Annotated in this window: 20 protein-coding genes; 8 read left to right on the top strand and 12 right to left on the bottom strand. The window is 60.1% G+C overall.

Features of this window, described 5'->3' with window-relative positions; genetic code table 11:
- Nucleotide 1 precedes the first annotated feature (1 nt).
- The 3 genes from JJN09_RS06455 to JJN09_RS06445 form a co-directional block, all read right to left on the bottom strand.
- The gene (locus JJN09_RS06455; RefSeq protein ID WP_249486337.1) at nt 2–1,132 is read right to left on the bottom strand and encodes an acyl-protein synthase; all 1,131 of its coding nucleotides are present in this window, start codon (nt 1,130–1,132) and stop codon (nt 2–4) included.
- Between the two features lie 9 nt (nt 1,133–1,141).
- Nucleotides 1,142–2,395 (bottom strand): MFS transporter, encoded by a 1,254-nt coding sequence (locus tag JJN09_RS06450; protein ID WP_249486336.1) that lies wholly within the window; start codon nt 2,393–2,395, stop codon nt 1,142–1,144.
- A gap of 262 nt (nt 2,396–2,657) precedes the next feature.
- Nucleotides 2,658–2,798, bottom strand: a complete 141-nt coding sequence (locus JJN09_RS06445) for a hypothetical protein (protein ID WP_170929569.1) — start codon at nt 2,796–2,798, stop codon at nt 2,658–2,660.
- A gap of 157 nt (nt 2,799–2,955) precedes the next feature.
- Between JJN09_RS06445 and JJN09_RS06440 the strand changes: the two genes are divergently transcribed.
- A complete protein-coding gene (locus tag JJN09_RS06440; protein ID WP_249486335.1) occupies nt 2,956–3,144 on the top strand; it encodes a hypothetical protein in 189 nt (62 codons plus the stop codon).
- Between the two features lie 18 nt (nt 3,145–3,162).
- Here the strand turns inward: JJN09_RS06440 and JJN09_RS06435 are convergent, their stop codons facing one another.
- Nucleotides 3,163–3,540, bottom strand: a complete 378-nt coding sequence (locus JJN09_RS06435) for a fe2+ zn2+ uptake regulation protein (RefSeq protein WP_249486334.1) — start codon at nt 3,538–3,540, stop codon at nt 3,163–3,165.
- A 301-nt stretch (nt 3,541–3,841) separates the two neighbouring features.
- Here JJN09_RS06435 and JJN09_RS06430 point away from each other — a divergent pair, with 301 nt between their 5' ends.
- Nucleotides 3,842–6,184, top strand: a complete 2,343-nt coding sequence (locus tag JJN09_RS06430) for an acylase (protein WP_249486333.1) — start codon at nt 3,842–3,844, stop codon at nt 6,182–6,184.
- Between the two features lie 56 nt (nt 6,185–6,240).
- Here the strand turns inward: JJN09_RS06430 and JJN09_RS06425 are convergent, their stop codons facing one another.
- Entirely contained in the window at nt 6,241–7,242 is a 1,002-nt protein-coding gene (locus JJN09_RS06425; protein WP_249486332.1) for a FecR family protein, read from the bottom strand.
- A gap of 286 nt (nt 7,243–7,528) precedes the next feature.
- Nucleotides 7,529–12,394, bottom strand: a complete 4,866-nt coding sequence (locus JJN09_RS06420) for a DUF6543 domain-containing protein (RefSeq protein ID WP_368388976.1) — start codon at nt 12,392–12,394, stop codon at nt 7,529–7,531.
- 142 nt (nt 12,395–12,536) lie between these two features.
- On the opposite strand from JJN09_RS06420, the gene JJN09_RS06415 reads away from it, so the two are divergent.
- Nucleotides 12,537–13,568, top strand: coding sequence for an Ldh family oxidoreductase (locus JJN09_RS06415; RefSeq protein WP_249486331.1), 1,032 nt, complete (start codon nt 12,537–12,539; stop codon nt 13,566–13,568).
- 56 nt (nt 13,569–13,624) lie between these two features.
- Here the strand turns inward: JJN09_RS06415 and JJN09_RS06410 are convergent, their stop codons facing one another.
- Entirely contained in the window at nt 13,625–13,942 is a 318-nt protein-coding gene (locus tag JJN09_RS06410) for a YqjD family protein (protein WP_016982860.1), read from the bottom strand.
- Nucleotides 13,943–14,095: 153 nt separating this feature from the next.
- On the opposite strand from JJN09_RS06410, the gene JJN09_RS06405 reads away from it, so the two are divergent.
- The gene (locus JJN09_RS06405) at nt 14,096–14,350 is read left to right on the top strand and encodes a hypothetical protein (RefSeq protein ID WP_249486330.1); all 255 of its coding nucleotides are present in this window, start codon (nt 14,096–14,098) and stop codon (nt 14,348–14,350) included.
- On the opposite strand, the gene JJN09_RS06400 is transcribed toward JJN09_RS06405, so the two are convergent.
- Nucleotides 14,351–15,265 carry a LysR family transcriptional regulator gene (locus JJN09_RS06400; protein WP_249486329.1) on the bottom strand — a complete coding sequence of 305 codons (915 nt, stop codon included), beginning with the start codon at nt 15,263–15,265 and terminating at the stop codon, nt 14,351–14,353. It abuts the gene before it with no gap.
- Nucleotides 15,266–15,349: 84 nt separating this feature from the next.
- Here JJN09_RS06400 and JJN09_RS06395 point away from each other — a divergent pair, with 84 nt between their 5' ends.
- Nucleotides 15,350–16,273, top strand: coding sequence for a carbon-nitrogen hydrolase family protein (locus JJN09_RS06395; protein WP_249486328.1), 924 nt, complete (start codon nt 15,350–15,352; stop codon nt 16,271–16,273).
- Here JJN09_RS06395 and JJN09_RS06390 read toward each other — a convergent pair.
- The 4 genes from JJN09_RS06390 to JJN09_RS06375 form a co-directional block, all read right to left on the bottom strand.
- Complete coding sequence (locus tag JJN09_RS06390; protein WP_249486327.1) at nt 16,263–16,820, bottom strand: GNAT family N-acetyltransferase; 558 nt, start codon at nt 16,818–16,820, stop codon at nt 16,263–16,265. The two genes, JJN09_RS06395 and JJN09_RS06390, sit on opposite strands and share 11 nt — an antisense overlap.
- A 52-nt stretch (nt 16,821–16,872) precedes the next feature.
- Complete coding sequence (locus JJN09_RS06385) at nt 16,873–17,346, bottom strand: LEA type 2 family protein (RefSeq protein WP_249486326.1); 474 nt, start codon at nt 17,344–17,346, stop codon at nt 16,873–16,875.
- Nucleotides 17,347–17,416: 70 nt separating this feature from the next.
- Nucleotides 17,417–18,883: a nucleobase:cation symporter-2 family protein gene (locus JJN09_RS06380; protein WP_249486325.1), complete on the bottom strand. Its 1,467-nt coding sequence runs from the start codon at nt 18,881–18,883 to the stop codon at nt 17,417–17,419.
- 99 nt (nt 18,884–18,982) lie between these two features.
- Complete coding sequence (locus JJN09_RS06375) at nt 18,983–19,882, bottom strand: LysR family transcriptional regulator (RefSeq protein WP_249486324.1); 900 nt, start codon at nt 19,880–19,882, stop codon at nt 18,983–18,985.
- A 100-nt stretch (nt 19,883–19,982) separates the two neighbouring features.
- On the opposite strand from JJN09_RS06375, the gene JJN09_RS06370 reads away from it, so the two are divergent.
- The 3 genes from JJN09_RS06370 (at nt 19,983) to JJN09_RS06360 (ending at nt 22,877) form a co-directional block, all read left to right on the top strand.
- Entirely contained in the window at nt 19,983–21,074 is a 1,092-nt protein-coding gene (locus tag JJN09_RS06370; protein WP_249486323.1) for a polyamine ABC transporter substrate-binding protein, read from the top strand.
- A gap of 29 nt (nt 21,075–21,103) precedes the next feature.
- Nucleotides 21,104–22,063, top strand: coding sequence for an agmatinase (gene speB, locus JJN09_RS06365; RefSeq protein ID WP_249486321.1), 960 nt, complete (start codon nt 21,104–21,106; stop codon nt 22,061–22,063).
- A 97-nt stretch (nt 22,064–22,160) separates the two neighbouring features.
- The gene (locus tag JJN09_RS06360) at nt 22,161–22,877 is read left to right on the top strand and encodes a YafY family protein (RefSeq protein WP_249486319.1); all 717 of its coding nucleotides are present in this window, start codon (nt 22,161–22,163) and stop codon (nt 22,875–22,877) included.
- The last annotated feature ends 27 nt before the right edge of the window (nt 22,878–22,904 follow it).

The raw sequence follows: 22,904 nt of genomic DNA, 5'->3' as shown, positions 1-22,904 counted from the left end.
GTCAGTGCCTCCCCAGCAGTTCGGACGCCGCCATGGCGCAGCTTCTGCCCGCCGTGGCGGCGGCGCGGCCATGCAAATCGAACCAGTCGCTGTCCAGACCGCAGCCGCAGCTTGCGCCGGGGTGCAGGGTGGCGAGGTCGCTCATGACGACCGCATGGGCAGGGCTGGAAGAAATGTAGGGCGAGACCGCACTCAGCAAGCCCGGCCGGCCATAGGGCAGGACGGAGAAACTGGATGGATCGCGCACGAATACCTTCGAATACACCGGGACATGGAAACGATGGTGAGCGCATTCGAAGTAAGGCACCGGATGCTCGACTGCACCGTAGCCGTCGCGGCAGCGGGCGATGTCGATTCCCAATTGCTGATGAATGCGCTCGTAAAGCTTACGGCGGGGAATCTCCTGCGCGGCGCTGGTTTTCCAGCCGCCGCCAAACAACGCCAGCGAGTCCGGCGCGAGGCGCAGATCTGCCACCCCGGAGGCACGCATGCGTTGCAGGGTGTGCCACAGAAACGCCGGGAAGCCGATGATGCGCACCGGCAGGCCTTCTTCGGCAAAGGACTGCAACGCCGAAATGACGCCGAAACCGTCAAACTCATGGCCGCTACCGGTGCGGCGCAAGGCATACGCCACACGGTTGACCGGAGCGAATCGGCACAGGAACTGGTCGGTAAACGACGTGCCAAGGGTGATGCTGGCTTCGGGCTCATAGCTCAGAAGCAAGTAGTTGCACGGCGTGTGCGGGCTGTCCCAGCCATAGTGGTGGAAGATCCGTTCAACCATGTACTGCGCAGCGGCAAGACTGCGTTCGTCATAACGCATGCGGCTTTTCTGGCCGCTGGTGCCTGACGATGTCAGTTCCAGTGCGTCTGCACCCGTCGGGCTGAGCAGTTGTTGCTGTTTGAAGAAACTGGCAAAGATCGGCGGCAGTCGCGACCAATCGTCGATGCTGTCCAGGTCCGTCACGGTCAGGCCGTTGGCGTTCAACCAATGTTCATAACCAGGCGTGTGCTCACTGTGAAACCGGCTGATTTCGGCCATGGCCTGGTCGAAAAGACCCACTGGTACGGATTCCGGGCAATAGGGTTGCGACAACGCACAGAGCGCGTCGCTGTGGGGGAAATGAGACATCAGACGTCCTTATTGATGTGTCGAAGAGGCGGTTTTCGCCGGAGTTTCTCGCAGAAAACGGTACAAGAAGGGCAGGCTCAGCAGCCCGCCCAGTGCTGCCCAAAGGGCGAAGAATTCGAGGCGGGCACCGCCGCCGATGGCCGCGATGAGCGAACCGCCGGTGCCCATTACCGCAATCGAGATCATGCCCACTGCTGCCGAGACCAGACCTTTGCTGTCATCGCTGGAAAACAGCGCCAGCCGGTACAGCGCGGCATTGCTGATACCCAGTCCCAATGCGTACAGCGCGAGGCCTGCAATCAACAAATTGAGGGAGGCACCGGTCAGGGCGCCGATCAGCAGGGTCAGCAGTCCGAGGCAAAACGGCCACAGCGCCAGGCGAATCAATTGCGCCAGTTCGCGCGAGGCCAGTAACCGGTCAAGGATCAGATTGCCGACGATGACCGCCGAAAAGATCGGTATCTGCCACAAGGCGTACTCACGCATAGACAAGCCAAGTCGCTGGATCAGCAACAGAGGCGAGAGTCCGATCCACGCTATCAGCGGCAGACTCATCATCCCCAGTGCAAGGCTCGCACCGAGGAATTTCGGGTTGCGCAGCAGGGCCAGATACCGACGACGCGTCAGTCGCCAGGACAACGGAACCGAAGCCTGCTGGCTGCCATCACGACGAACGACCCCAACGGTTTCCGGCATACAGGCGTAGAGCCCGATCCACGTGATGGCGGCCGCCAGGCCCAGGGCCAGGAACAGTTCGCGCCAGCTCAGCCATTCCAGCAGCAGGCTGCCGAGCAGCGGGCCCATCAGTGGCGATAACAGCGCGACGTTGCCCAGCAGCGCCATGAGCCGTACGGCATCCGCCTCACCGAACACTTCCTGAAGCGCGGGATAACTGACAGCCACCACGAACCCCAGCCCCATGCCTTGCAGTAGTCGCAGCGCATTGAAGACTTCGATGCCAGGTGTGGCGATCGCAGCCAGGCAGGTCATGGCGAAGAGCGCGCAGCCGATGAGCAGCAAGGGACGCCGGCCAAACCGGTCGGACAGAGGCCCGATCAGCCATTGCAGGCAGACGCCACCGATCAGGTACAGATTGAACGCAGTGGGGATATGACGTGGATCGGCACTGAGGTCTTTGGTGACGGAGAGCATGGCCGGCATGATCATGTCGCTGGCCATGTAGGTCAGCCACTCGAACAGCGTGATGGCCAGACAGAAGCCAAGTGTTTTTAGCGGCGGGATATCGATGAGTGTGCTTTGCATGCGCTTCCATGGCCTTCAAAGGGAGAGCGCAAAGGGTAGGGGCGAGAGATGGTGTGTTCCTACGTCGTTGCTGCGACGTTGTATGTCGCAGGTTTGCAGGGTATTACCGTAGGCGGATTGCTGACTGCTGCTGGCGAAACGTCCGACATTTGATGGGGGATATATACGGAAAATGCCCACATCATCGTGGGCATTTTTTACGGGTGCTCAATCAAATGTTGCATTTGAATAAGCGGATATCCTTGTCGTTCAAATGTCAGCCTTACCGATGTTGGTAGTAGCCTGGGCCGGGCGCGCCATAATAGCGATGGTCGCCATGCCAGCCGCCGTGGGGGAAAATGATACAGCCGCTCAGGGTGAGCAGCGCCAATACAGGAATCAGCCAAGTGATTCGACGCAGCATTTCAAAAGTCCTCATGGTTAACGCCGCATGGAGCCAAAGCTCTTCATCGGCTGTAACATGAGACCCCGTTTGCAGCGTCGCATCCCCGTGACACGGTATGCCCATGGCATGAAAGCCGATACAAACCCGATACATTTCAAAGTTACAGGAATCCGCAATGACCCAGTCGCAACGTTTGAAATACTCGATTCTGATCGCCCTCACCGTACTGGCGATCATGTTCGGCCTGTCCTGGATGCAGAACGCCGGGATGATCAGCCAAAAAGTGTTCCAGTACATCGCCATTGGCGTGGCGGTGGTCGTGGTGGTGATCAACGGGGTGATGCGCCGCAAGGTCAAACCCTGACGGCGCTCCAGAAGCGATTCAATCGCTATTGAGGACAGCGGCAGCCTGTGGATGCAGGCTGTAGCTCTTGTCGGCGTTGAAGGTGATCACGCCTTCGGCGCACAGGCGCTTCAACACTTCGCGCACGCTGAGAAAAGACAGCGGAATGCCCAGGTCCAGCAATTGGCTGTGGACACCACGTACACCCAGGCTGCGCTCGCTCTGGGCGGCGACCAGCAGGGCGTCGATGACTTTCAGGCGAATCAGGCTGGTGCGCAGGCCGAAACTCTTGAGCAACAGGCGAATACGTTCATTGCCGTGGCGCTCGGCCCTTTGTCCGAATACGCCAGCGTGCGAACCCATGGAAGCTCCTTGTGGTGCCTGGCTACCGTCCGATGGTAGTTGCGGGTTGTACATGCGATTACTCCTTTTCAGAGCCTGATCAGGAAGGGTTACGGGTGCTCTCTCTAAACAAGACGTATCAGCCCGACAAATCATGAAGTGAAAAATGTAGAAAATTTGTCGTTGATTCGTCTTTTCTCCGTGATCCGGGCCCGAAACGGGCTTGCGACAGACTAAATTTTTTTTCCCGGCTTCGTTTTCTGGAAAGGCTCATTGCGCGTGGACGCGTGGGTGATTTCAGGGCGGGGCCGTAGCGCACGACGTATTCGAATGTGACGCACGGGTCCGCTCTCGGGTATTTCGATCAGGAGCGAGCGTGATTATTTCCAGGCAGTTAACCGGACTGACCCTAGCCGGCATGTTTCTCGGGCTGAGTCTGTCGGCGCATGCGTTCAGTCCTTCCACCCAGGCCGGGGCCGACATCCGTCGCACGGGGTTTGGCGTGCCGCATATCCGCGCGGAAAACGAACGCGGCCTCGGGTTCGGCATCGGTTACGCTTATGCGCAGGACAATTTGTGTCTGCTGGCCAATGAAATCGTGACGGTCAACGGCGAGCGGTCGCGTTACTTCGGACCGGATCAGCTCACCGTCGAAGAACGCGAAAACCGTGTCAGTGATGTGTTCTTCCAATGGCTCAACACCCCGCAAGCGGTGAATGCCTTCTGGCAGGCGCAGCCGGTCGAAGTCCGTGATCTGGTGCAGGGTTATGCCGCTGGTTACAACCGTTATCTGGCCGAACGACGCCAGCAAGGGCTGCCGCAACAGTGCCAGGGTGAATGGGTGCGCGATATCGCAGCCGAAGACCTGGTGAAACTGACGCGTCGGTTGCTGGTCGAGGGCGGTGTCGGTCAGTTTGCCGAGGCACTGGTCGGCGCCACGCCGCCACAAGTCACTGCGCAAAACGAAAGCCATGCCCGCGCTTATGACCTGGCCGCCACGCGCCTGCAACGCTTCGCTCTGGACCGTGGCAGCAACGCGGTGGCCGTGGGCAGCGAGCGTTCCTTCAACGGCCGTGGAATGTTGCTGGCAAACCCGCATTTTCCGTGGGTCGGCGGCATGCGTTTCTATCAGATGCACCTGACCATTCCCGGCAAACTGGATGTGATGGGCGCAGCGCTGCCGGGCCTGCCGATGATCAACATCGGTTTCAACCAGCACCTGGCCTGGACCCACACGGTTGACTCGTCCAAGCATTTCACCCTGTATCGCCTGCAACTCGATCCGAAAGACCCGACCCGCTACCTGCTCGATGGCAAATCGCTGCCGTTGAACAGGCAAACGGTGACAGTGCAGGTCAAGCAGGCGGACGGGCAGGTGACGCCGGTATCGCGCGAGATCTACAGTTCGCAGTTCGGCCCGATCGTGCAGTGGCCGGGCAAGCTCGACTGGAACAATCAGTACGCCTACAGCTTGCGCGATGCCAACCTCGACAACGACCGGGTGTTGACTCAGTGGTATGCGATGAACCGTGCCGACAACCTCAAGGATCTGCAGGATTCGGTGCACAAGATCCAGGGCATCCCGTGGGTCAACACCCTGGCGGTGGATGACAAGGGTCAGACGCTGTACATGAACCTGTCGGTGGTGCCGAACGTCAGTGCCGACAAACTGGCCAAGTGCAGTGATCCGCGTATCGGTCTGAAAATGATCGTGCTCGACGGCTCCAACAGCGCCTGCGCCTGGGACATCGATCCGCAAGCCGCGCAAAAAGGCATCTACGCATCCAGCCAATTGCCGCAACTGTCGCGCAAGGATTTTGTCCAGCACTCCAACGATTCGGCGTGGCTGGCCAACCCGGCACAACCGCTGACCGGTTTCTCGCCGCTGATCAGTCAGGAAGGCCAGCCGCTGGGGCTGCGCTCGCGTTTCGCACTGGATCGCCTGGCAAACCTGAGCAAAAAAGGTTCGGTGTCGGTGCAGGATCTGCAACACATGGTGATGGACGATCAAGTGTTTCTGGCCAGTCAGGCACTGCCGGATCTGCTGACGTTCTGTGCATCGCCAACCGGCGCCGAGGCCGCGTTGAAATCGGTGTGCAGCGGTCTCAAGGCATGGGACGGTCGGGCGAATCTGGACTCGGGAATGGGGTTGGTGCATTTCCAGAACATCATGCAAGCCTTGCAGGAGTCGCCGGATGTCTGGCGTGTGGCGTTCGACCCGAAAGACGCACAGCACACCCCGCGCGGGCTGGCGACTGAAAAGCCCGAAGTGGCCAAGGCTCTGCGCGAAGCGATGCTGGCGTCAGCCGAGTCGGCCAGCAAAATGGGCCTGACTGCGCAAACCCGTTGGGGCGATGTCCAGGTGGTCAGCAGTGGCGGTCAGCAGACGCCGATCCATGGCGGGCCAGGCACGCTGGGCATCTACAACGCGATTCAGAGCGTGCCGCGTGAAGACGGCAAGCTGGAAGTGGTCAGTGGCACCAGTTACCTGCAAGTCGTGACGTTTGACGACAAGGGGCCGCACGCTCAAGGGTTGCTCGCGTTCTCGCTGTCCAGTGATCCGGCGTCGAAGTACTCGCGGGATCAGACCGAGGCCTTCTCGAAGAAACAGTGGAGCGCATTGCCATTCACCGAACAGCAGATCAAGGCTGATCCGCAGTATCAGGTGCAAAGCGTGCGTGAGGATCTGGATAAAACGGGGAAAGTGGCGGCGCAGTAATCATTCGCCAGGATATCGCAACGAACGCTGAAGGCCGCCCTCGCAAAGGGCGGCCTTCAGCTTTTTGGGGGTTGCTGCGGCATCGGGTTGATCACCGGATTGCCGTCCTTGTTGCGGGTGATGTACACCGGCAGGGCTCTGGGTATCAAACTGGCGAAGCTGTTCAGCTCCTTGATGTTGTAGACGCCGCCGACCCGGATCGACCCCGTGGCGCTATCGGCCAGCATCAACGGTTTGTCCAGATAACGGTTGATCAGCGGCAGGGCTTCATTCAACGCCAGGTTGTCGAGAATCAATTTGCCGCTGCGCCAGGCCAGCGAAGTGTCGTTGGCGTAGGTCTGGCTGATTTGCGGCATGTAGTCGCCGTGTTTGTAGCGCGCCTGCATCGAGGGCCCAAGGCGCAGACCATCGCCGGACAATTGAGTGTTGCTGGTGACCAGCACGGAACCCTCGACCAGGTTCACCTTCACCTGGTCTTCATACATCCAGACGTTGAAACGGGTGCCGGTGACGCGAATCTTGCCTTCGCCAGCCCTGACGATAAACGGATGGTTCAGGTCATGGCTGACTTCGAAAAAGGCCTCACCCCTTTTCAGGGTGACACGGCGCTCGTCCTTGTAATTGCTGAAGGTCAGATCGGTATTGAGGTTGAGTTCGACCTGACTTCCATCGCCCAGAGTGACGTGGCGGACATTGTCGGTGGCCGCGAAATGCTGATAGCTGTTGGGCAGCCAGCCCAGGTTCCAGCCGGTCCACGCCGCCAGTGGCAGCGCCAGCGCGCAGATGGAGGCCGCTACCGCGTATTGGCGCCAGCTCCGGCCCGGCTGCCTGATCGGTACGACCACCGCCGGCTCCGGGCGCGGCAGGTGTTCGGCGACATCCCAGATTTCCAGCATCGCCTCGTATTCGAACGCATGAAGCGGGTGCGCATTGCGCCATTGCTCGAACGCCAGCCGTTCCTCGGCGGTGCAGTCGACGGCATGCAGGCGCATGCACCAATGCGCGGCGGCATCGGTGATCGCATCGTATTCGGCTTCCGAGAGCGTGTTCTGGGTCATTGACTCGTCCTGATTTGCTGCATTCTAACCTTGTGGGGAAGGTGCCGAGAACAACGTCATGGCAATTACCCATCAAAGTGAAACATATTTTTTTTCTCCGGCGCCCCAAAAAAGGGACGTCTTCTGAACACTATCCACAAATGGAGTGAAAAATTGATCAAGAAAGGCTGTGCCGCCTCGATGGCGCTTCAGGCAATGTGATGTGCGATCAGTTGGGCCGAACACAGCCGTCAGTTCGACTGATGGGTCAGGCAATGCACAGCTCGGTAGTCTGTGCATTGTCGCTTCAGTTCGTTGGCGCGGGATCCAGCTGCCGGCCGATTTCGCAGATCAGACGCGCGATGGAGTCGGCGTTCAACAAGATAACGTCAATCCTGGTATCCGGAGATACCCGGTCGCAAAAGGCGCTGCGCGCTTCGGCCAGGCTTCTGGCTCCGGTCGTTTTCAGAATTTGATCAGCTACTGTTTTCATGAAGGGATCGGCATCGAAACCGATCCAGCGGTTCAGAGTCGTGCTCCAGGTAGAAAACAGCTCAGCTCGCGGCGTCTGGAGTGACAGGGCCATTCGTTGCTCATCCTCTAGTCGGTTTTGCAGGAGCAGTCCTTGTGGTGAGTCAGGCGATATCAGATCCGTAAAAGGCTCTCTTGCACGAATCGTCACGATATCCACCGCCTTGCTGAACTGATGGGCAAACTCGTGAATGATCGATGAGGCCTGGGCGTGCCCATCAATGTCGAAGGCTGCGGAGATGTGCGGAATGAACTCGTCCAGCTGCTGATCGAAGAAGTGTTCGGTGAAGTGCACAATCTGTTGGTTGTCACCTTCCAGCACAAAGGCGATGACGTCGTCGAAGAAACGATTGGAACCCACGACGAACCGGTCGGTATTCATCAAATCATCGCTCGGATCCACCAGCGCCTTGCACAGCGGAAAAATCGCCGTACCGATCTTTTTCAGGAGCACGGAGCTGACCGAGTCGACATCAAACAAGTCCTCCAGAAACAGGTGAACACGACCGCGTGGTGCCCCGCCATTGACCAATGCGAGATTGTGCAGGCAATTGAAGGCATAAAAACGCGCCAGATCGATGGCCTGAACCAGCACGCGGGCTCTTTCCGGGTATTTGCGGCGGATCTCGTCCATGCCCCTCGCTTCGATGTTGATCATCGTCTGGCGCATGCGCGCGTAAACCCGGCGCGAATGCAACTTCGACAAGGCCTTGCCGAAATGAATGATCTGATTCGGCTCCAGCACCTGGACTGAGCCACTTTGGGAAAGCGCCGGGCCCAGGGTGCGCTCATTCTTGAGTCTCCAGCCATCGCCGTTTTTTGTGACTCGATACACCTTGCCGGCAACGGGTGCGTAAGTGCGATGGGTAGAGGGCTGGTAGTAAATCCCGTCTTCTGGATGACGGGTCAGGTCGGTGAGGGCTACAGATCTCGCTTCAAACGACTGCAATGTGGTGCGATAGGGCGACGTCAGTTCAATATCATCCCGTTCAGGTGCAACCGCTTCTTCTACCAGTGTCACAGCGGCAGTCGTGTTTTCACCTGACATTTGCGCAAGCAGGGCAACTTGCACCATCTGCGCTGCGCCGTCGATAAATGCCTTGAGGGCGACCTTCCAATGATGATCCTGCAGCGCCTCGGCAGAGTCCTTGAAGTCCTCATAGGCATCCCAGAGCAAAGGAATGAATTCCACTTTCCCCTGCAACAGATCGGAGACCGGCTTGAGCTCTGCATTGAACAGATTTTTCGCTGTCTCCCAGTCGGATTGTCCATCGTTCTGCGTCCGGGAGCCCAGAAACTGTTTCAGCAGGCTCAGATTGTCGCTGAACAAACGCTCCAGAAAGTTGCCCGCGATAGCGTTGATGTTCAGCGTCATTTCACTGGTTTCGCCCAGGGTTGACTCCAACAGGCTGCGAAAAATCTCTCGCTGGTTTTCCGGCAGGCGTCGCAGCATCAGATCCTGCAAACGCCCGGGTACATTCAAAGCCGCGATCAAGGCGCTTTCGCTTTCAAACTCGCTGAATGCCGGTGAACCGTAAGGCGAATAAAGAACCTGGGGGCCTTTGTGGCCAGTCCCTGGGCCGAAAATATAGAGCCCCAGTGCATTCGTGGCCGCGCCGCCGATAGTCTTGATGAGCGACAACGGTGAAGCAATGGCATGAGCCCCTTTGACGTCGGCTCGGGCGATGGCATCCGGCATGTCGAGCACCTGGCGAATGTAGCCGAATGCGGTCTCGGACAATTGCTGTTGGAGTTTTAGCGCGTGGGCATGTTGCAACAGTTGCCAGGGGACCTGGCGCAGAAATCGCTCTTTGGCTGTTTCATCCTTCGCGTCGGGACCGGATATCGCATCCATCACTTGTTGCGCGTACGCAGGAATATCCAGTGAAGACAGCAATTGAACGACGGCACTTTGATCCAGCCCTTCCGGCAACCCACGGGTTGATGTTGAAGTCACTTTGAAGCTGATTCCCTGGGGTGCGCCGATATGATTCAAGGCAAAGTCGACCAGGCTGCAAGCTTTGCCCGCCAGAACGAGATTGGGCGTGATGACGATTTGATGGGGGGCGAGCCTGCTGTCGGGAAATCGGGTATCGATCAGTGATTTCAATCTCTGCGCGATATAGTCCGCCAACGGTGGCACGTCGGCGAGGTAATCCTTGTTGTCATCGACGCTTTGGCGCCACTGTTCCAGCAGCTCGATATGCAGCTGCTGTTCCCTGAGCGGTGCCTTGCCCAGCCAGGCCGGCAGTATCTGTTGCTGTCGGATGGCCTGGGCCTGGTTGGATGCCAGAGGCAATTGGTAAAAAAGTGCTGAAAAATTCAAGGCATTGAGGTTTTTTCGTTGGGCTATCGGATCTTCGATACGCAAGCGAACCTGCTCGCAACGACTCATGAAGTGTTCGATCGCCGAATGCGCCTGATCCTGCAAAACGTTGCCTTGAATCGGCCTGAGTGGGCCCAGCTCACAACGTTGATGAAACGGGTACCGGTTCGGTGAAAGATTTTCCAGTAACGCCAGACGCTGGATCTTGTCTGCCAGACGCGAATTCATTGCCCGCCTGGCGCTGGTGACATTCTCGAATATCTCCAGGCCGAAAGCAGGGGTCCAGGTAATGGCTTGTCCGGAATGCTGTGGGTCGATGCCGCCGCGTTCGGTCATCAGTACGCAATGAGCCAGCGGCAAAGGGGCAGCCTGGCCGGGGCATTCCAGACTGAGTGCATAAACATCGGGCCGAAAACCATTGAGTGGGGTTCGCTCCACGCGGGTCGGGGAGCTGGCGTCGAGCACCGTGTTGACGATCGCCTGTTGCGCGTGATGGATTGACCGACTCATCAAGCGCAACTTGGCTTCCGCATTGACACCGGCAAACCATGCATGGGCCAGGCTCGGTTTCAGGTTTTCCAGATAGGCTCGTTGCAAGGCCGCGTTCGTCATGGGTTGCGCTTTCAGGGCATCGACGAGAGGCGCCTGGATTGCAGCTAAAGTCTTGATGGCCGCAGCGGCCTTGCCCGCTTGAACCATTGAGGGCGCGAGGCTGCCGGCGAGCACTGGACGTGTACTCCAGCGTCCGTCGTCATCGAGCCTGGTCAACCGTTCATGAAGCATCGAGCGGATATCCAGTGCCTTGTCGAACAATGCATCCAGGTTGACCGAGCCATCACTGTGACGAAACACCTGCAGCGCATATTCGATGTTTTGTCGCTGTTTGGTGATGATCGCCTCGAACAGGCTCTTGAAGAGCTCGCCGGCAACCCTTTCGCCCGACACTTGCGGTTCATGGAATCCCAGAAAACGGCTGCGCTCCTCAAGACTCAAAAGGGCGTACAGCTCATCTTCATGCCCGCGCGCCAGGAACTTGGTGCGCAATGTGTCCTTGAGATCGTCGTAATCCTTGAGCACCTGTAGACCTTGGGCGGGCGTATAGAGGAACGCGCTGGTCTCGCTGATCATCAGCGAACCTGCCAACTCGACATAATTGGCCTGATGCTCCCACAGTCGTACAGTTTCATAGATCGGTAGGCGTACCGCAGTGGTAGCCGGTCGAAACATCTGGTGCAACGTGTCGAACTGCCTGGCATCAACGATGCCGGACTCTCGTTTCAGCATCAGTTCGGCGCGCGCCTGCTCCTCCAGAACCTGACTGAAGAGCGCGCGGCGTGTCGGTCCCTCGGCCGAAGGCGCTTGCCAATAGTGTTCCAGTTGTTGAAACAACAAGGTGGTCAACCTGTTCGAAGCAGTCGTGACAGCGTTGGCCCAGTGTTTCTGATCATCAGCCTGGGGCGTCCTGTCGGGGTTGGAGTACTCCTGTAACTGGCCAAGTGGCCAGCTCTGATAGCGATAATGCAGCAACACCGCTTCACTCAGGCTCATCGAGCCGAGCCAGTGCTTGTCACTGCCGCCTGTGGAATCGCTGTTGTCGACACGGGTGTATGAGGTGACGCGTGTACGGGCCTGCGACAGCGCCCCGAAGTGCGGTTTGAGCAGTTCTTCCAGTATCGCTCCGAGCACTTCGGCAAGGGGTGGCAATTGTCTGAGCTCTTCATGCAGAACCCGTGCGTTCAAGAAGTGGGCCCGCGCGATCGCCTCGCCGAGCTCATCGAATACGACGCCGTCGATGAATGAGAACGCAAGCGAAATCCTGCCACCTTCTTGCAAAGACTTACGCTGCGGAAAGCCCAGAAACGCCAACAGATCTTCCTGTTGCTCGGGGTCGTTCAGGCGCTCCTCGAGCTCCGATTTCAAGGACGAGCGACTGTCGCATTTTCTCAGGCCCTCATAGGGGGTGTAGAGCATCACACTTTTTTCGTCATCGGGTGTGATGCTGAGCATGAAGCCGCCGGGCAGGGCGATTGCCGGCAGATCGATGACCTTGAGCAGAATTCGTTCGGCGTACATCGGCGGGTCTTGCTGTTGGCGCAGTTTGCTGGAGCTCAGTTTTACCTGGGCCAGCCAGCGAAAGTCCTCTTGCGTCAAACCATGGTTTTTTCCCAGGGTGGCCCATAAGCCAGGAGCGTCGAAAACTTCTGGGAACAGCAGCGGTGCAGGTAGCGTGGACATCGGCGGGTCTCGAATGAAGGCTGTTGAATGAGTCGGTAAATCGGAACCGAAGACTAGGAAGGAGAGGCGGATGGCTGGCATTGCATAGATACCGCACTGCAGCGACGCGGTTGTGCCTCTGCCACCCGCGCAGGGTTGACACGCGGCCGGTCTGGCGTGGTTAATCGGAGTGCGGTTTGTTCGTACGCTGTTGTTCCCTCCAATAATTATTCTGGAGCTTCAGATGTCTGCGCCACACGATCATGCGGTCTCGTCCACGGTGTCCCTGGACGAGCTGACTCAATTGCTGGAAACGATTTTCACCCGTCACGGCACCTCGGCCGAAGTCGCCAGAACGCTGGCCGCCAATTGCGCCAATGCCGAGCGGGACGGCGCCCACAGCCATGGCGTCTTCCGGATTCCCGGTTATGTCTCGACCCTCAACAGCGGATGGGTCAATGGCCAGGCCGTGCCGAAGGTCGAGGACGTGGCATCAGGATTTGTCAGCGTCGATGCCGGCAACGGCTTTGCCCAACCTGCGCTGGCGGCGGCGCGTCCACTGCTGGTGGAAAAGACCCGCAGTGCCGGGATCGCGATATTGGCGATCCGTAATTCCCATCACTTCGCAGCGCTGTGGCCCGACGTCGAGCCTTTCGCCGACGAAGGACTGGTGGCCTTGAGCGTGGTCAACAGCATGACTTGCGTAGTGCCGCACGGCGCCGACCGGCCATTGTTCGGCACCAACCCGATCGCCTTCGCCGCGCCACGGGCCGGCGGTGCGCCGATCGTATTTGACCTGGCTACCAGCGCCATTGCCCATGGCGACGTACAGATTGCCGCACGCAAAGGCGAGAAGTTGCCGGCAGGCATGGGCGTGGACAGCCTCGGCCAGCCGACCTGTGATCCGAAGGCGATTCTTGAAGGCGGCGCGTTGCTGCCGTTTGGCGGACACAAGGGTTCGGCGCTGTCGATGATGGTGGAGCTGCTCGCCGCCGCGCTGACCGGTGGCAATTTCTCGTTTGAATTCGACTGGAAGAACCATCCGGGGGCCAAGACCCCGTGGACTGGTCAGTTGTTGATCGTGATCGACCCGAGCAAGACCGCCGGACAGAGCTTCGCCGAACGCAGCCAGGAACTGGTCAGGCAGATGCACGGGGTTGGGCTCAAGCGTTTGCCGGGTGATCGGCGGCATTTGCAGCGGGCCAAATCACTGGCCGAGGGCATTGTGCTGGATGGGCAGACCCTGGCGCAGTTGCGTGAACTGGCGGGCGAATGACGTTTTGCCGGACATGAAAAAGGCGAGCCTAAGGGCTCGCCTTTTTTTCACCGGGTTCAGCGGCGGCCGAGCAACAGACCGACCACCAGGCCAAAACCGGCCGAAATCGCCACGGTCTGCCACGGGTGCCCGCCGATGTAGCTTTCGGTGGCGTCCACCGCCGGTTTGGTGCGGTCACGCACGCTGGATACCGAATCCAGCGCCTGTTGCAATTTCAGGGCGATTTGTCCGCGCAGGGTCTCCGCTTCTTCACCGACCAGTGAGGCACTGCTTTTTAGCAGTTTGTCCGACTCTTCGATCAGAGCCTGAAGTTCGCTGAACGCTTGATCCTTGATTTGGTCTTCAGCGGCTTGAACGGCGCTTTTGCGGGCCATTGGGTGACTCCTTGCAGTTGAATGGACAGTGAACAATGGAGTGTGGCGCTGCTTGAAAAGTTGCAGTGAATTTCTGTCAGGAAGAAAAACCTGCGCCGGAGATTTCCGTCCAGCGTGTAAGATGTCGCCATTTCATGCAGCAGGTAATTCCCCATGAGTTTCAATCTGGCCGACAAACCCCTCGCAGAGCGCGCTGCGCTGGAAGACGAGAAATCCCGACTGTTCGAACTCTGGCAGAACAATCTGGGTAAAGCCAAGGGCGAAGCCGCGCGATTGTTCGGCGAGCGCTCCAAGCGCAAGGGTAAATGGGCCGAATTTGTGCGCGCCGAACTGGACGGTATGTCGCCGCCGGAGTTCGCCAACATGGTGCGCAGTGAAGTCAACCGGCTGATGGCTGCCAACAAGTAATCATTCGGTGCTGAAACTGGCGACAATCGCTTCGCGAACTTTCAATACCACCGGGTCGATCTGAGTGCTGGTGCGCCAGCCCAACTCAACCGGATAACGCGGCAGCGCCAGCGGGCAGGGCAGCAGTGACAGCCCGCTCAGAGATGCAATCGCCTGCGCCGCATGGGTGGGAATGGTCGCCACGCCGGCGCTGCCCTTGAGCAGATGCGGCAATGCCGCAAAATGCGTGGTCGAGGCGCAGACCCGGCGAGACAGCCCCAGCGCCGCCAAGCCTTCATCGGTGATCCCGATAAAGCCACCCGACGACACCAGAATGTGCTCGCGGGAGACAAACTCCTCCAGACCGATCTGGTGCTGGCCGGGCGCAAGGCTCGCCGGATCAACAAGACACGCGTAACCCCCTTCACCCAGCACCTGACGGCTGAGCAGCCGCTCGGCGAATCCACCTGCGGTGATCGCCAGGTCGATGCTGCGCTCCATCAGGGCCCGGGCGACGATCTGGCTGTGGGTCTGGCGGAAGATCAGGCGCAGTTTCGGCGCACGTCGTTCGATTTCCTCGATCAGGCGTCGCCCGTAAGCAATCTCGAAATCATCTGACAACCCCACAGTGACCGAGCGGCCCTCGTAATGGTTGGCGGTCGGGTCGACCATCGCCAGGCTTTGGCGACACTTGTTCAGCGCATCGCTGACCACCGGTTTCAACTGATTGGCCTTGAGGGTCGGCGCCAGACCCCGGCCGGTGCGCACGAACAATTGATCCCCGTACACCTCGCGTAACCGGCGCAACGCCGCACTGACCGCCGATTGCGTCACGCCCAGCCGCAACGCTGCACGGCTGGCGCTGGACTCTTCATGCAGCGCTTCGAAGACTTTCAGCAGGTTGAGATCGACAGTTGCGATATTCATTGTGTTCATATCATTCAGCAGTGAGTCGGGCTTTATTCATGATCACGTGGCGCCGGAGAATGAGCAACACCTGAACTTCACGGAGTGACCGCCATGCCCAAATCAATCGTTGCCGCACTGCAGATCGGCGCCTTGCCCGGCGGCAAAGCTGAAACACTGGAACAGATCCTGAGCTGGGAAGCCGCCATCATCGAATCCGGCGCCTCGCTGGTGGTGATGCCCGAAGCGTTGCTTGGCGGTTATCCGAAAGGCGAGGGCTTCGGCACGCAACTGGGTTATCGCCTGCCGGAAGGGCGCGAGGCCTACGCCCGTTACTTCGCCAACGCCATCGACGTGCCAGGCGCAGAAACCGAAGCACTGACCGGGTTGTCGGCGCGCTCTGGCGCCCACCTGGTGATCGGCGTGATCGAACGGGCCGGCAGCACTTTGCATTGCACGGCGCTGTATTTCGACCCGCAGGCGGGCTTGGTGGCCAAGCACCGCAAACTGATGCCCACCGGCACCGAGCGGCTGATCTGGGGCAAGGGCGACGGCTCGACACTGCCGGTGCTCGACACTCAGGTCGGGAAGCTCGGTGCGGTGATCTGCTGGGAAAACATGATGCCGCTGCTGCGCACGGCGATGTACGCCAAGGGTATCGAAGTCTGGTGCGCGCCGACCGTGGATGAGCGCGAGATGTGGCAGGTGAGCATGCGCCACATTGCCCATGAAGGGCGCTGCTTTGTGGTCAGCGCCTGTCAGGTGCAGGCCTCGCCGAATGAACTGGGTGTGGAGATCGCCAACTGGCCGGGGGATCGACCGCTGATTGCCGGTGGCAGCGTGATCGTCGGGCCGATGGGTGATGTGTTGGCCGGGCCGTTGCGCGGCGAGGCCGGGCTGCTCACCGCCGAGATCGATACCGAAGAACTGGTGCGCGCCCGCTACGACTACGACGTGGTCGGCCACTATGCACGGCCGGATGTGTTCGAGTTGAGCGTGGACGAGCGGGAGAAACCGGGCGTGCGATTCACGGTTTGACGGACTGTCGACGCCGCCATTCTTCACGGGTGATTTCCCAGATTTCCCGCGGGAAACGTCCGCCGACGAAGTTGTCCTCATCCGTGCGGATCAGCCGCATGCCGGTGCGCTCCGAGAGCTTTCGCGAGCCAAGGTTCGGTGCGGCTTTCGGCGCGCGCAACACCGATTGATCGAGGGTTTCGAACCAGTACTGGGTGACGACTTCGCTGGCTTCGGTCATCAAACCCTGGCCCTGCCAGGCCGGGGCGAGCCAGAAACCACGGTTGTCGTCCGGCCCGATCATCAGGCTGATGTTGCCGATCAATTGCTCCGGTGCCGACTTGAGACGGATCGTCCAGTGCCACTCGTTGCCCGCCGCAACAGCAGGCAGCGCAATGTCACGCAGGTAGGTGAGGGCGCCGTCGACCGGATAAGGCCAGGGCACGAAGGCGTTCAGATAACGCACTACTTCCCAGTGCGCAAACTGCTGCTGGATGGCCTCTGCGTCCGCCAGCTCCAGCGGACGCAAGATCAGCCGTTCGGTGTACAACGTGGGGGTGTCTTCCATAAACCTGCGGCTTCCCTGTTTCTGTCAGTGAGCCGTGCAGGCTACCGCATCTTTACCAGGTTGCGGCACTGGCCTTGGGCAGACTGAGCTTGCCGCTGTCGACAAAACGCATGGTGCCAAACACACCGCCCGCCAGTTTGCCGCGCAGCACGTAGGGCAGATTGTCGAGGGTCTGGGTCTGACTCAGGCCGAGCGTCTGGCGCAGCACCGAGAACGCCGAAATGCTCACCGGGACGCTGACGATGGCTTCGGAGAACCGTGGAATGGAACCGCTTTGATCGCTGACACCGGACGCGAAGGAATGCCCGTTCACGTCAAGATCCAGCGCGATGCCGTTGTAGTCGATGGCGGTTTCATTGGGGTTCTGTACCCGCAGCTTGATGGCGAAGCGCACTTCCAGATCCTGGCTCGGCAGCGGTTCGACGCCGACCACGTTGATGTTCACCGGGTCGCGGTTGGGAAACAGCGCGCAGGCGCTGAGGGAGAGCAGAAGCAGGGACAGGAGGACGGCTTGGATGCGGCGCATTGATGCTCTCTCATTGAAAAAGGGCTGAACCGTTGCCGGTATCAGCCCTTTTTTCATCGAGCGGACAGGATCAACGGGTCAACTGTGCGACAGCGGCCTTTGATGCAGGTTCACCTTTGGCCGGCACGTCCGGGTTTTCCATGACCTGAAGGATAGAGGCTTCCGGGTCGAAGTCATCTTCTTCCAGCTCGATGAATTCTTCCGGCAGGAAGATGTTCAGCACGATCGCACACAGCGCACCCACGGTGATCGGCGATTCGAAAATATTGCGCAGCGCCTGCGGCAGTTCACGCAGCACTTCCGGCACGGCGGCAATGCCCAGGCCCATGCCGAGGGAAATCGCCACGATCAGCATGTTGCGCCGATGCAGGCCGGCCTCGGCAAGGATCTTGATCCCGGCCACGGCGACAGTGCCGAACATCACCAGCTCCGCGCCGCCGAGCACCGGTTTCGGCATCAGTTGCAGCACGGCGCCGATCATCGGGAACAGACCCAGCAGTACCAACAGACCGGCAATGAAGAACGCTACGTAACGGCTGGCCACGCCGGTGAGTTGAATCACCCCGTTGTTCTGGGCGAAGGTCACCATCGGCATGCTGTTGAACACCGCGGCCATGGCCGAGTTGAGGCCGTCGGCGAGCAGCCCGGACTTGATCCGGCGGATGTACAGCGGGCCTTTCACCGGTTGCCGGGAAATCATCGAGTTGGCGGTCAGGTCACCGGCAGCTTCGAGCGGCGACACCAGGAAAATCACTGCCACCGGCACGAACGCCACCCAGTCGAAGTTGAAGCCGTACTTGAACGGCACCGGCACGCTGAACACTGGCACTTCGGGCAAGTTGGCGAAATCCACGGTGCCCATCAGCCACGCCACCACGTAGCCGAGGGTCAGGCCGATGACAATCGCGCCCAGGCGCAGGAACGGTACGTCGACCCGGTTCAGCACCACGATAGTGCCCAGCACCAGCGCCGCCAGGAACACATGGCTGGCCGCGCCCAGATCCGCCGCGCCGAAGCCGCCGGCAATGTCGGTCATCGCCACTTTGATCAGCGACAGGCCCATCAGCGTGATGATGGTGCCGGTCACCACCGGGGTGATCAGCATGCGCAACTTGCCGATGAACTGGCTCAACACCACTTCGATGAACGCTGCAAAGAAGCACACGCCGAAGATCGTCGACAGGATTTCGTCGGTGCCGCCGCCCCGGGCCTTGACCATGAAACCGGCGCTGAGAATCACGCTGATAAAGGAAAAACTGGTGCCTTGCAGGCACAGCAGTCCCGAACCGACCGGGCCGAAACGCTTGGCCTGGACGAACGTGCCGAGGCCGGAGACGAACAGCGCCATGCTGATCAGGTAAGGGATTTCGCTTTGCAGGCCGAGGGCGCCGCCCATGATCAGGGTCGGGGTGATGATGCCGACGAAGCTGGCCAGCACGTGTTGCAGCGCGGCAAACACCGTGGCGGTGAAGTGCGGACGGTCGTTGAGACCGTAGATGAGATCGTTGTTGCGCGGGGCTTTTTCAGAGACGGTCATGGTGGTTTGCGTGCCGCAATGCGGGGCCGGGTCGGAAAATGGGTGCGCAGGATGCCGCAAGCGGGGAGCGAGGGCAACGCATTAAAACTGCCCAAAAGGTCAGGTTCGACCAAAGGCTGACAGTAGATCTTCCTCAAACGCCTTTTGCGCATCCCCCGGCACCTGCGCCCGATGGCGGGCCAGATGGAACGCCACTTCAAAGCTCAACTCACCCTCGCGCACTGGTCTCAATAGACCTTTGTCCTGCCATTGGCGTGCGTAATGGTTGGGCAGATAACCGACGTGTTTGCCGGACAGAATGAAGGCGAGGGTGCCTTCGACCTGTTCAGAGCGCGCCGAACAGACCTTGCCCTGAAACGGCTCGTCACTGCGCAGGAACCGATACGGGTGATCGACCCGGTCACAGGCCAGCAAGGCTGCGTCATCGGGGGCATCGTCGGTGAACAGCGGATGGCCGGGGGCGCAGTACAAATGCTGGGTTTCGCTGAACAGTTCGCGGTAGTCGAACGCGCTCTGCACCTGGGAGAAATAACCGATGGCCAGGTCCAGCCGCTGTTGCAACAGTAGACGCTCCATTTCGCCGGGCATGGCGCTGATCAGTTCGATGCGCACCGATTCGTCCCGCTCGCGAAACCGCCGGATCGCCTCTGCCACCCGTTGCAGCACCGATTGATCGACCGCCTCCGACAGGCCCAGACGCACCTCGCCGATCAAGCGCCCGGCGACGCCGTTGGATTGATGGCGGAAGGTTTCAATCGAATCGAACAGGCTGCGCGCGGCAATCAGCAGTTGTTCGCCCTTGGGCGTCAGGCTGAAACCGCCCTTGCCACGGTTGCAAACCCGATAGCCGAGACGGGTTTCCAGCTTGGCCATTTGCTGGCTGATGCTCGACTGGCTCAAGCCCAATTCGCCTTGGGCGGCGCTGAAACCGTTGGATTCGACCACCCCGAGAAACAGGCGCAGGAGTTGCAAATCGACATCGTGGAGCTGACCGAGCATCACATTACTCCGGCATAAAGTCAGGTTAACAAACTTGATATTTCTCCAATGTATCCGACGGCGCATCCTGCAACCACTTCCTCCGGTCAGGTGTTTCGTCATGGCTCCCTTGTTCAAGCTGTGTTTACCCGCGCTGTTGCTCTCTGTCTCCATCGCCGCCCAGGCCGAGGACAAGACGCTCAACCTCTACAGCTGGGCCGATTACGTGGCGCCTGAAACCTTGCAGCGCTTCGAAAAGGAAACCGGCATTCATGTGCGCTACGACACCTTCGATACCTCCGAGGTGCTGGAGACCAAGCTGCTTACCGGCGGCAGCGGCTACGACGTGGTGGTGCCGTCGTCCAGCGTGCTGGCCCGAGGCTTGGCCGCCGGCGCGTTGAAGGAAATCCCTCACGACGGGCTCAAGGGTTACGCCAATCTGGATCCGGACCTGCTGGAGAAACTGGCAGCAGTCGATCCCGGCAACCGTTACGGCGTGCCTTACACCTGGGGCACGCTCGGCCTGGGCATGAACGTCGAAGCGGTCAAGCAGCGGCTGCCGGATGTGCCCCTCAACAGCCTCGATCTGCTGTTCAAGCCCGAATACGCCAGCAAGCTCAAGGATTGCGGGATCGCCATTCTCGATTCGCCGCAGGAAGTGATCGGCCTGGCGCTGCACTACCTCGGCAAGGATCCCTACAGCACCGACAAGAACGATCTGGCCGCCGCTGAGGCCCTGTTGCAGAAGTTGCAACCCTCGGTGCTTTACGTCGCCACGGGCCGGCAGATCAGTGATCTGGCCAACGGCAGCGTGTGCCTGGCGCTGACCTACAACGGTGACGCAAGCATGGCTGCCGATCAGGCACGCAAGGCCAACAAGCCGTTTGAAGTGGCCTACCGAATCCCGAAAGAAGGCACGCTGGTGTGGCAGGACAACCTCGCCATCCCCAAAGACGCGCCGCACCCGGAGGCCGCACGCACCTTCATCGAGTTCATGTTGCGCCCCGAATCCGTAGCAGCGTTGACCAATACGCTGTTCTTCGCCACCGCCAACCAGGCTGCCACGCCGCTGGTGGACGAAGCGGTGCGCAATGACCCGGACATCTACCCGAAACCCGAAGTGCGCGAGCGCTTGTACGCCGACCGCAGCATGAGCCTCAAGGACATGCGTCAGCGCACGCGCTTGTGGACCACTTTCCGTAGCCATCAATAACGCTGGATAAAAACCAAAGGAGCACACCGATGGACGTGCCAATGCAGAACGATCAGGCTCTGACCCGTGACAGCCTCTACGGCACCGCTGCCGAAAGCACCTACGCCGGGATCACCAGTTTCATGCGCCGGCGCTACAGCCGCGACTTGCGCGGCGTGGACGTGGCGGTCAGCGGCGTGCCGTTCGACACCGCCACCAGCAACCGTCCGGGCGCGCGTTTCGGGCCTCGGGGGATTCGTGCGGCGTCCACCGGGATCGCCTGGGAACGTCACTGGCCGTGGGCGTTCGATCCGTTCGATCACCTCGCAGTAATCGACTACGGCGACTGCGACTTCGATTACGGCTCGCCGCACACCATTCCGGAGAGCATCGAGGCCCACGCCGAGCACATCCTGAATTCCGGCAGCGCGATGCTCACGTTCGGCGGCGATCACTTCATCAGCTACCCGCTGCTCAAGGCCCATGCGCGCAAGCACGGCACGCTGTCGCTGATCCACTTCGACGCCCACAGCGACACCTGGCCTGACGAGGGCGGCAAACGCGTCGATCACGGCACCATGTTCTGGCACGCGGCGCGGGAAGGGCTGGTGGATCCGGCGCGCTCGGTGCAGATCGGTTTGCGCACCACCAATGACGATCATCAGGGCTTCCAGGTGCTGGACGCGCGGCAGGTGCATCGCCGGGGCTGCGAAGCGATTGTCGAGGCCATTCGTGCGCGGGTCGGGGACAACCCGGTATACCTGACGTTCGACATCGACTGCCTGGATCCGGCCTTCGCACCGGGCACCGGCACGCCGGTCTGCGGCGGGTTGAGCACGGTGCAGGCGCTGGAGATCCTCGGCGGATTACGCGGGATCAATCTGGTGGGCATGGACGTGGTGGAGGTGGCCCCGGCCTATGACCACGCGGACGTGACGTCGCTGGCGGCGGCGACCCTGGCCATGGAGATGTTGTGCCTGTACGCGGCCCGGCACAAAGTCGACGTTTGAGACTTCATCGGGAGCTTTCGGCTGTCGAAAGCTCCTGACAATTTCTGACACCAGGCTCTGCTAAGCTCCGGCAAATTTCTGCCCAGAGCCTCACATCGTGTCGCGAACCACTCGCCTATTGACCCTGCTGCAAGTGCTGCGTGGCAAGAAACGCCCGGTGACCGCCGCGACGTTGGCCTCCGAGCTGGAAATCTCCGAACGCACCCTCTATCGCGACATCGCCGAATTGACGGCGCTCGGTGCGCCGATTCGTGGCGAGGCGGGCATCGGTTATGTGTTGCGCAGCGGTCTGTTTCTGCCGCCGCTGATGCTAAACGCCGACGAGACCGAAGCCATCGTCCTGGGACTGCGCTATGTCGATCAACGCGGCGACGAGGTCCTGAGCAAAGCCGCAGCGGATGCTCTGGCAAAAATTGCGGCGGTGCTGGATCCACAGGCCCAGGAGGCGATGCGCAATCCGACAGTGATGCCCGGGCCGCCCGGTTACGGGTTTCCGCAGAACGCAGTGCCGTTGAATGTGTTCCGTCAGGCGATCCGCGATCAGGCCAAGCTGCACATCGATTACGCCGACGCACAGCAGGTGCCGAGCCAGCGCTTGATCTGGCCCTTGGCGCTGGGGTTTCTCAACGAGGTGCGGATCATTGTGGCGTGGTGCGAGTTGCGCAGCGCATATCGCACGTTCCGAACCGACCGGATTTCTGCGGCCAGCCTGCAGGGCGAGCGTTATCCGGGGCGTCGCAGCGACCTGCTGCGCACCTGGCAGCGGCAGATGCAACTGGACGAAAGCGGGCGCTTCACTCCTGACGAAAACTGACGCAGGGCTGTTCTAGGATGGCGACAG

Origin of the sequence: Pseudomonas sp. HS6 (genome assembly GCF_023375815.1) — a bacterium.
In the GTDB taxonomy this organism is placed as follows: Bacteria; Pseudomonadota; Gammaproteobacteria; order Pseudomonadales; family Pseudomonadaceae; genus Aquipseudomonas.
This window is presented reverse-complemented; position numbering and strand designations above follow the sequence as displayed.